The sequence below is a fragment of the Kitasatospora sp. NPDC057198 genome (genome assembly GCF_042670125.1).
Taxonomy (GTDB): domain Bacteria; phylum Actinomycetota; class Actinomycetes; order Streptomycetales; family Streptomycetaceae; genus Kitasatospora.
This window is the reverse complement of sequence record NZ_JBHUWH010000318.1, coordinates 1-9,450: the sequence shown is the minus strand read 5'-3', so window position 1 is coordinate 9,450 and position 9,450 is coordinate 1. Positions and strand designations below refer to the sequence as shown.

Annotated in this window: 8 protein-coding genes; 5 read left to right on the top strand and 3 right to left on the bottom strand. The window is 72.0% G+C overall.

The window, feature by feature from the left end:
- Window positions 1–58: 58 nt before the first annotated feature.
- A complete protein-coding gene (locus ACFUEL_RS28240; RefSeq protein ID WP_380239590.1) occupies window positions 59–1,255 on the bottom strand; it encodes an MFS transporter in 1,197 nt (398 codons plus the stop codon).
- A gap of 84 nt (window positions 1,256–1,339) precedes the next feature.
- Between ACFUEL_RS28240 and ACFUEL_RS28235 the strand changes: the two genes are divergently transcribed.
- The 4 genes from ACFUEL_RS28235 to ACFUEL_RS28220 all read left to right on the top strand — a co-directional run bounded on the left by ACFUEL_RS28235 (window position 1,340) and on the right by ACFUEL_RS28220 (window position 5,990).
- Complete coding sequence (locus ACFUEL_RS28235) at window positions 1,340–2,683, top strand: ROK family transcriptional regulator (RefSeq protein ID WP_380239589.1); 1,344 nt, start codon at window positions 1,340–1,342, stop codon at window positions 2,681–2,683.
- A 360-nt stretch (window positions 2,684–3,043) separates the two neighbouring features.
- On the top strand, window positions 3,044–3,457 hold the full coding sequence (locus ACFUEL_RS28230; protein WP_344550307.1) for a helix-turn-helix transcriptional regulator: 414 nt from the start codon (window positions 3,044–3,046) through the stop codon (window positions 3,455–3,457).
- Window positions 3,458–3,687: 230 nt separating this feature from the next.
- A complete protein-coding gene (locus ACFUEL_RS28225) occupies window positions 3,688–4,389 on the top strand; it encodes a glycerophosphodiester phosphodiesterase (RefSeq protein ID WP_380239588.1) in 702 nt (233 codons plus the stop codon).
- Between the two features lie 578 nt (window positions 4,390–4,967).
- Entirely contained in the window at window positions 4,968–5,990 is a 1,023-nt protein-coding gene (locus ACFUEL_RS28220; protein WP_380239587.1) for an AI-2E family transporter, read from the top strand.
- Window positions 5,991–6,079: 89 nt separating this feature from the next.
- On the opposite strand, the gene ACFUEL_RS28215 is transcribed toward ACFUEL_RS28220, so the two are convergent.
- Complete coding sequence (locus tag ACFUEL_RS28215) at window positions 6,080–7,033, bottom strand: alpha/beta hydrolase (protein WP_380239586.1); 954 nt, start codon at window positions 7,031–7,033, stop codon at window positions 6,080–6,082.
- 187 nt (window positions 7,034–7,220) lie between these two features.
- On the opposite strand from ACFUEL_RS28215, the gene ACFUEL_RS28210 reads away from it, so the two are divergent.
- Entirely contained in the window at window positions 7,221–8,066 is an 846-nt protein-coding gene (locus ACFUEL_RS28210) for a spermidine synthase (RefSeq protein ID WP_380239585.1), read from the top strand.
- 125 nt (window positions 8,067–8,191) lie between these two features.
- Here the strand turns inward: ACFUEL_RS28210 and ACFUEL_RS28205 are convergent, their stop codons facing one another.
- The gene (locus tag ACFUEL_RS28205; protein ID WP_380239584.1) at window positions 8,192–9,199 is read right to left on the bottom strand and encodes a GNAT family N-acetyltransferase; all 1,008 of its coding nucleotides are present in this window, start codon (window positions 9,197–9,199) and stop codon (window positions 8,192–8,194) included.
- Between the last annotated feature and the right edge of the window lie 251 nt (window positions 9,200–9,450).

The window sequence follows — 9,450 nt, the reverse complement described above, 5'->3', positions numbered from 1 at the left end:
GAAGTGGATCTTCCGCGCCCCTCGACGGACGTCCGTCCGCCCATTGTCCGGTCGTCCGTCAGTGGATCGGCTCCAAGGAGCCGGAGGTCGCGACGGGGGAGTCGGCCGGCTCGCGGTGCCGCATCGCCGTCGCGGAGGGGATCAGTGCGGCGGCCAGCAGGGTGACCGCGATGAAGGAGACGGTCAGCGAACTGGCCTGCGCGATGCCGCCGACCACGGCCGGAGCGACCAGGCCCGAGGTGTAGGTGATGGTGGCGACACCGGCGATGGACTGGCTGGGGTTGTTGCCCGCCCGGCCCGCGGCGGCGAACGCCAGCGGAACGACCACGGCGATGCCGATGCCGATCAGCGCGAAGCCCGGGATGGCCAGGTACGGGGTGCTCGCGAACACCACCAGCAGGCCGCCGCCGGCGGCGACCACGCCGCTCAGTCGGACGGCACGCACCGGACCGAGCCTGCGGACGACCGCGTCACCGGCCAGGCGGGCCGCCGCCATGGTGGCGGCGAAGGCGGTGAAGCAGGCGGCGGCGATGGAGGAGGAGGCGCCGGTGACGTCCTTGAGGTAGACCCCGCTCCAGTCCATCGACGCGCCCTCGGCGAACACCGCGCAGAACCCGACCAGGCCGATGACCAGTGCTTCCTTCGGCGGCAGGGCGAAACGCGGCGGAGCCTCCTCGTTCGCGGTCGGTCGGACGTCCAGCACCCCGCGGGTGACCACCTGTGCGAGCACCACCAGGATCGCGGCGGTCACCGCGTACTGGACGCGGGCGTCGACGTGCAGATGGGCCGCCAGCACGCCGAAGGCCGAGGCGACCAGACTCCCGACGCTCCACATGCCGTGCAGACCGGACATGATCGACCGCCCGAGCCGCTTCTCGACCTCGACGCCCTGCGCGTTCATCGCGACATCGGACATGCCGGCCGTCGCGCCGTAGAGGAACAGGGCCAGGCAGAACACCACCAGGTGGGGGGAGAACGCGGGCAGCGCCAGGGACAGGCACCACAGCGTCAGCAAGCCCCGCAACGCCGTCCGGGCACCCAGGCGGTGCACGATCCGGCCCGCCAGCGGCATCGCCGTCGACGCGCCGATCGCCGGGAACACCAGGGCCAGGCCCAGTTGGCCGGGGCTCAGGTGGAGGTGGTCCTTGATCCACGGAATGCGGGTGACGAAGGTGCCGGTGACGGCACCGTGAACGGCGAAGACCAGCGCCACGCTCACCCTTGCGCGCTGGACGTCCTTGAGAGTCTCGCCCATGATGGGCTCCCCCTTGGGTCGGTCGGATGGCAATAAACTATCAGGGACCCTGCCTGATAGAAACCTCTGGAAGGATGCAGGCTCATGACGACCGCTCGTACTGCCACGCCGAGCACCGCCCGGGCCATCAACGACCGGCTCGCCCTCGACCTGCTGCTCGAACGGGGCCCACTCACCGCGTCCGACCTGCGCACGCTGACCGGGCTCTCCCGGCCCACCGTCGCCGACCTGCTCGAACGACTCCAGCGCAGCGGCCTGGTCGCCCACGCCGGAGAGAGCGCCGCGCTGCGCCGGGGCCCCAACGCCCGCCTGTACGGACTGGTCGCCGACCGCGCCCACCTCGCCGGGATCGACATCCGCTCCAGCGGCGTCAGCCTGGTGGTCGCCGACCTGACCGGCCGGACCCTCGGTACCGCCACCATCGCCGCCTTCGCCTCCGCACCCGGCCGGGAGGGCGCGAGCGGTGCGGCAGCCGCGGAGGGCACGGGAGCTGCGGAGCGAGCAGGCGGTGGCGCGGACGCCGGGCCGGCGAGCGGGACGGTGAACGGGGCGATCGACGGCGACCTGCTGGTGGAGCGCACCGTCGAGACACTGCTCGCCACCGCGGCCGAAGTCGGGGCGCGGGAACTGCACACCGTGGCCGTCGGCGCCCCCGGACTGGTCGACCCCGCGACGGGCATGCTCAACAACTCCGGCAAGCTGCCCGAGTGGCACACCAAGCTGCTCACCGCACTGCGCTCCCGCCCCGGGATGGAGGTGATCCTGGAGAACGAGGTCAACCTGGCCGGGATCGCCGAGCACCGTCTCGGCGCGGCCCGGGGCAGGCGGGACTTCGCGCTGATCTGGCTCGGGTACGGCGTCGGCGCCTCCGTGGTGCTGGACGACCGCCTGCGCCGCGGGGCCTCCGGCGGCACCGGCGAGATCGGCTTCCTGCCCGTACCCGGGACCGTCGGGCTGCCCGAATCCACGAAGTGCGACGCCGGGTTCCACTCCATGGTGTCGAGCGCCGCGATCTGCGCACTCGCCGCCCGCCACGGGCTCACGGCGGAACCCGGCGAGGGTGAGGACGTGGCTGCGGAGGACGAGGCCGGCGTCCGGGTCGAGGACCGGGAACCCGCCGCCGCGGCCGTCGTGCGACAGGCCGTCGAGGACGGTGCCGACGGCTTCCTGGACGAGCTGGCACAGCGGATCGCGGTCGGAGCCTCCGCGATCTGCGTCGTACTCGACCCGGGATGCCTGGTGCTGGGCGGCGAGATCGGACAGGCCGGCGGTCCGGAACTGGCCGGCAGGGTGGAGCACCACCTCACCCGACTCTCCCCGCTCGCCACCGAGGTCCGGGCCGGCACCGCGGGCGGCGGCGCCGTGCTGGCCGGGGCGGTGCTGATCGCCGGGGACGCGGTGCGGCGGGAGCTGTTCGGCGGGGACTGACCCCAGGACGCGGACCCACGGCCCGCCGCGCACCACACCGGCAGACCCGGCTGACGCCCGGTCGGCTGCACCGACCCGCGGTTCCGCTCCCGGCCGGGGTGATGCTGCGCCGCAGCCGCCCCGCTGCCGGGTGGGATGCCGGGCCGGTACGCGGTCCGTTCCGCTGCGCGGGCGGCCTGCCGCCGGGGTGGGCGGCTGTCGCCCGGATACGCACTGTCCGGACGGCTACTGGTCGGACGGCTACTGGCCGGGTGGTCACTGGCCGGGTGGTGATGGCGGGATGTGCGTGGGGTGGGCTGTCGGTACGGCAGGATGGCGGGGTCCGCCAATCCTTCCTCGAATCGCCCGGGAGCCGCATCGATGGTCACGTCCGACCGGCCCGTCCACCCGTACCGCATCGGCGAGGCTGCCTCGATGCTCGGGGTGAGCGCCGACACCATGCGGCGATGGGTGGACGCGGGCCGACTGCCGGCGATGCGCGACGAACACGGCCACCGGATCATCGCCGGGGCGGAACTCGCGGCCTTCGCCCGGGAGCTGGCCAGGCCGGAGAACGGCGAGGTGGAAGGGCGGTCCTCGGCCCGGAACCGCTTTCCCGGGATCGTGACCGCTGTCGTCCTGGGAGACGTCGCCGCGCAGGTGGAGATCCAGGCCGGCCCGTTCCGGGTGGTCTCCCTGATCAGCCGCGACTCCGCCGAGGAGCTCGGCCTCGTGCCCGGGGCGCCCGCCACCGCGGTGATCAAATCGACCAACGTCGTGGTCGAGCGGCGTTGAGACCGGGCAGGGCCGGACGGACTGCCTCGCCGTCCTGTTCCGGACCCTGCCGCGCTGTCCCACGCCGGCCCCCGTGCCGATGTCGGCTTCGCCGACCTGCTGTTCGGCCGGTAGTGGCAGCCGGGCGCCGGGCGCGAGCTGACGCCGCCTAGGATGCGGAGGTCCGCGGCCGACCGGTGGTGGAGCGGCCAGCGCCGTGAGCATTCCGACCGTGCGAGAGGAAGACCCCGTTGAAGAGCCGCGTGCGCGCCGTCGCCCACCGTGGTGACCCGTACCTGCACCGCGAGAACACCCTGCCGGCGGTCAGCGCGGCCCTCACCGCCGGAGCCGACGACGTCGAGGTCGACGTGCGGCTCACCCGGGACAGGGTGCCCGTGCTGTTGCACGACCAGACCCTCGAACGGTTGTGGAACGACCCGCGCCGGATCGACCGCGTGACACTCGAGGAACTGGAGGAAGTGGCCGCTCCCGGGCTCCGGATCCCCACTCTCGACGAGGCTCTCCGGGCTGTCGCCGCCGCGGGCGGTGCACGCCTGATGATCGACCTTGACGAGGACGGCCCGGCCGCCGCCACCTGGCGGACCGTCAGCGAGCTCGGACTGCAGGACCGGGTCGCCTTCTGCGGACCGGTCGCGGCCATGCTCGCGGTGCGCGAACTGGCGCCCGAAGCGGAGATCTCCCTGACCTGGAACCGCCTCCAACTGCCCAAGCAGCGGCTGCTCGCCGAGCTGCGCCCCAGCTTCCTCAATCCGCCCTTCGGCCTGGTCGACGAACGGCTGGTGGCTTCCGTGCACGACGCCGGGATGGGCCTGGCGACCTGGACCGTCGACTTGCGCCGCACCATGCGGCGGCTGCTCGCCCTCGGGGTCGACTCGCTCACCTCCAACCGGATCGCACTGCTGCGCCGGACGATCGACCAGTACCGGGCCTGACTCCTCGCAGGAAGCGCCTCCGACGTCGGAGCGGGGGAGCCGGCGGGCGCTGCCGGCGAGCCGGGCCGTCGCCTCGTCCGACGAGGGGCGATCGGCCAGGGAAGTGCGCCACGCCGTCGGCTCCTGCCCATCGGCATGACCGTTGTCTGTTGAAATAAGACGATCATGACGGTGTGTTGGCTGCGGAGGTGGCGGTGACGGCAGAGGGCTCCCCGAACCCGCAGGACCCCGGTGACCGTCCGGATCCGTCGACGCGTTCAGATGCCGGAGGCAGCGGCGAAGAAGGCCGAGGGCAGCGGGGAGGAGAGAGGCCGGACGCCCCGGACGGCGGGGATCACCCGCAGGCGGAGCCGCAGGCACCGGTCGTCGGTCGTCGCGTGGGCGATCCTGCGGGGCGCGGCGGTGCCTCGAGCGGGGCGGCGGGGAGAACGGCAACACGGGGGAATCCCTCCTCGGGAGACGGTGGAGCGTCCGGAGCGGTCTCGGCGGTCGTCCCGGGCGTGGCCCGTCCGGACGACCGGCGACCGTTCCAGATGCTTCCTGCGACGATTCGGTCGACTGCTGCCTGGTCCGCGGCGGTGATCCTCTTCATCACCGTGGCGGCCTTCGCGGTCTTCGTAGTGGTGGAACTGCGGGCCGCGACGATTCCGATGCTGGTCGCGCTGTTGGCGACGGCCCTGCTCTACCCGGTGATGCCCTGGCTGGTGCGCCGTGGCGTCAAACGGGGCGTGGCGGCCGGACTGACCTGCGCGATCCTGGTGCTCGCGGTCACCGGCGGGATCGCGCTGCTGGTCAACTCCCTGGTGAACAGCGCACCGCAGATTGCCTCAGGGCTTCAGCAGGCGGGCGACCGCATCGCCTCCTGGCTGGGCCCGTTCGGCGACAAGGTCCAGTACGCGCTCAAGCAGAGTTCCGGCTCCGGGAGCACCCTGGTGGACTCGCTCGCCAACGGCGTCCTGTCCGGACTCGGGCTGGTCACCCAACTGCTGACCGGCGGAGTGCTCTCCCTCGCACTGGTCTTCTTCTTCCTGCGGGACGGCCACCGGTTCGGTGACGCGATGCACGAACTGATCCCCGGCCGACACGCCGAGACGGTCATCGCCTGCGGTCAGCAGGCGTTCACCGCCATGGCCGGCTTCATGCGGGGCACCACCCTGATCGCACTGATCGACGCCACCTTCATCTCCATCGGTCTGCTGTTCCTGGGCGTCCCGGGCGCGGCCGGGCTCGGCGCGCTCGTCTTCATGGGGGCCTACATCCCTTTCGTGGGGGCCTTCCTCTCGGGGACGGTGGCCGTCCTCGTGGCCTTGGCGAACGGCGGGCTGGGCACCGCGCTGTGGGCCCTCGGGGTGGTGCTGGCGGTACAGATGATCGAGGGGAACATCCTGCAGCCCCTCATCCAGAGCCGGACGGTCGAACTCCACCCGGCCACCATCATGATCGCGGTGGTGGCCGGGTCCGGGATCGCCGGAATCATCGGGGCCCTGCTCGCCGTGCCGGTCAGTGCTGCCGGCCTCGGCGTGGTGTCCGTCCTCCGCGGGGAAACGGGCGGCCCGGGGCAGCCGGGCGGCCGCCGGAAGCGCCACCGAACCGAATCCTGAGCACCTGCGGACACGGACGCCGGACGCTCAGCCTCAGGACCGAGTCCGCTGCCGTTGCCCCGGTCCTGCCTCCGCTTCGGGTCGTACGGTCAGGGGGTGGGGAAGTACGCGGTCATCCAGCGGTCCAACTCGGTGAACACCTCGGCCCGGACCGGATCGGCGGACAGGACCAGATCGTGCACCCCGCCCCGGATCCGGACGGTGGTGACATGCCGGCCGAGGCGTGGTGCGAACGCGGCGATGTCGTCGGCGCGGAGCACCGCGTCGGTGTGCATCAGCGCCGGGTCCCACCGGCTGGTGACGGTGGAGGCGGTCGAAGCCATCAGCAGGACCGGACAGTCGATCGAGAGCCCGCGGCGCACCTGCCGGTGGCCGCGCTGGATCGCCGCCAGCCAGCCGGCGAACATCGGGAAGCCCTCGGCGGGCTTCAGGGCGAGGTCGAACTCCCAACTGCCGCGGTGGCTGCGGTGAAGGCTGTGCACGTAGTGCGGGTTGAGCGGCGCCGGAAGCTTCCGCGTGGGCCTTGCCCGCCCGATGACGTCGAGCGCGGGGGCGCCGAAGGTCCGTACGGCCGGAGCGGCGGGCATCGAAAGGAACGGGCTGTTGAGGAAAAGGCCGTCGACCAGTCCGCGGCCCGCCCGGCGGGCCGCCCACAGGGCCGCGACCAGCCCGCCCGTCGAGTGTCCGTTCACCAGGAGCCGGGTGTGGCCGTCCAGTTCCCGGATGATCCGGACCGCCTCGTCCAACTCCTCGTCGTACGCGAGGAGGTCCTTCACGAAGTTGGGTGAGTGGTGCGGGCGGAGCGACCTGCCGTACTTGCGGAGGTCCAGCGCGTAGAAGGAGAAGCCGCTGGCCGTGAAGTGGTCCGCCAGGTGGGTCTGGAAGAAGTAGTCGTTGTAACCGTGCAGGTACAGCACCGCCTGACGGGATCCTCCGACCAGTCGGCGGACCAGGGTGGCGCTGACCTCCCCCTCCTCGTCCGGGAGCAGCGGAAGCTCCGCCGCCTCGTACGGGGCTCCCAGGATGTCTTCACGGAATTCCACGCCAGCCACATCCACTTCCCGCTCCGTCGCGCCGCCCGGGACCACCCCGGGCGGTACCACCCCAGCGACCATACCGGTCGGTAGCCGCCTCCGTTTGGGAGGACCGCCCTGGTGGGGCCTAAGCTGCCCGCATGGCTCTCCCCTCGTCGACCGTTCTTCGCCCCGTCACCCTCCGGAGGCCGGTCCGATGAGCAGCGGGCCCGCTGGCGGGGCGGATCCGCGACCGGTGGAGCGCGAGGTGGCGCTGGGCACTGCGAAGCTGATGCCCGACATCGACCTCGACGGCGGCTGGCTGCTCACCCTCGACGGAACTCCGCAGTCGTACGTCGACCTCCAGGACCCGACGCACCTCGAGTTCGAGTACGTGCAGCGGATCGCGCACCTGCTGGACGTCGCCGCTGCCCCCGGTGAACCGTTGGACGTGCTGCACCTGGGCGGTGGCGCGCTCACCCTGCCCCGCTACCTGGCGGAGACCCGCCCCGGTTCGCGACAGCAGGTGGTCGAACTGGACGGCCAGCTGATCGAATTCATCGCCGAGCACCTTCCCTGGCCGTCCGGTATCGAGGTGACGGTCGGAGATGCCAGGGCGGCGCTCGAATCCGTGGCACCCGCCAGCGTCGACGTACTGGTGGCCGATGTCTTCCGGGGCTCGAGAACACCGGCGCACCTCACCAGTGTCGAGTTCGTGCGGTCGGCCGCTGCCGCGATCCGGCCCGGAGGCTGTTACGCGGCGAACCTGGCGGACGGGCCGCCGCTCGCGTTCGCCAGGGCCCAGAGCGCCACGGTCGCGGCCGTTTTCGCCCATGTCTGCCTGGTCGCCGAGCCTGCGGTGCTGCGGGGCCGGCGCTACGGGAACGTGCTGCTGATCGGCTCCGACGAGCCGCTCCCCACCGGCGAGATGGCCCGGTTGCTCGCCTCCGACCCGTTCCCCGCCCGACTGACGGACACGCCGGAGCAGGCGGCAGAGCCGGTCACGGATGCGACGGCCGAGGACTCGCCCCCGCCCCCGAACGGAGCGTTCTCGCTCGGTTGAGCCGAGCCGGCGGGCCGGCGGAGTGCTGTGCTGGAAGTCGTACCTGATGGGAGGTTCTCCTCTCGGAGGCAGGGCAGCGGACGTTGTACGGTGCCCGTCGGCAGTGGGACGACCGGGGCGGTCGGTCAGGCGGCGGAGAAGACCAGTCGGCGGATGCGGTCGCGATAACCGACCAGCTCCAGGGCGGCGACCATGGGGTGGTTGGTGAGGTTGGTTTCCGCCCGGACCACCTCGGAAGGGGTTTCGGCGGCCAGGATCCGGGTCGCTTCGGCGAGGAGTTCCGCGGCGTAGCCCCGGCCCCGGAACTCGGGCAGAACCCCGAGGTACCCCACCATCGGGACGACGGAGTTGTGGGAGGGGATGACGAATCCGACCACCTGCCCCGCCGCTGTCCGCGCTATTCGCCACCAGGAGCGTCGGCCGCGCATTTCCCGGCGGTAGAAGGCGATTTCGCTCCTGGCGTGAACCGCCGTGCCGGTGCGCAGCACCTGCCGGATGGAGAGGGTGTCCAGAGTCTTCAGCAGTGAACGACGGAAGAGGTCCACGAACACCTCGTCGTCGGGTTCCGGGGTGAAGAGCAGCCGGTCGGAAAAGGAAGGGACGGGGCGCCCCGTCGACCGTTCGAAACGGAGCCGTTCGACGCTGAGGCGCAGGCCGGCGGCCTCGGCCGCCCTGCGTCGCCATGCGACCGATGCGGCGACCTCCGGCCGGTCGCGCCAACCGGACGGCAGGAGGAGGTGGTAGTCGGGTGGCGGGGCCAAACCGTCGGCGGCGAACACCCGGTGGGCGGCGACGAGCAGGGCGGCGGCGACCGCGCTGCGCGGGTCGGTGATCGGCTCGGGGACCGAGGGCGTTCGCCGGCGCGGCGCGGCGAACGACCACAGGGGATCGGACCGGGCGAACAGGGCGTCCAGACTGCTCGGACGGGCCTCGGCCGGACTGCCCCACCAGATGGCGACCGCCAGCGGTGCCCGGCCGGGGCAGGGTTCTGCCACCCAGATCCAGTTGAGCCGGTACTCGCCGTCGGCCAGGCGTGCTCGGACCATGTCCGCCGAGACGGCAGTGGACGGATCGGGCCGCACCTGGGCCAGTACGGTGTTGATTTCCTGCGGGACGATCGGACGGAAGATCACAGTGCCTCCGGGAAAGGGAAGAGGAGGCGCGGAACCCGATCATGGTGATCCGCCGCGGTTACTGCGCGGGGACGCACCTGCCGCAAAGAGCGATGACCGGGGGCGCCGCGGAACGGCTGCGGATTCTCGGAACCATCACGGAACTCCCTCTCGGAACACGGCACTACCGGACCTCGGCACCGGGGAGGACGCACACCCGGTGTCCTGGCGGCGGGGCCTGGCCCACTGTCAGTGGTGGCCAAGATTAGGAG

What these genes read in the sequence shown, in the direction of transcription:
- ACFUEL_RS28230 (WP_344550307.1), top strand. Translation starts at nt 3,044, where the DNA reads ATGGTCACGTCCGACCGGCCCGTCCACCCGTACCGCATCGGCGAGGCT.
- ACFUEL_RS28240 (WP_380239590.1), bottom strand. Translation starts at nt 1,255, where the DNA reads ATGGGCGAGACTCTCAAGGACGTCCAGCGCGCAAGGGTGAGCGTGGCG.
- ACFUEL_RS28235 (WP_380239589.1), top strand. Translation starts at nt 1,340, where the DNA reads ATGACGACCGCTCGTACTGCCACGCCGAGCACCGCCCGGGCCATCAAC.
- ACFUEL_RS28210 (WP_380239585.1), top strand. Translation starts at nt 7,221, where the DNA reads ATGAGCAGCGGGCCCGCTGGCGGGGCGGATCCGCGACCGGTGGAGCGC.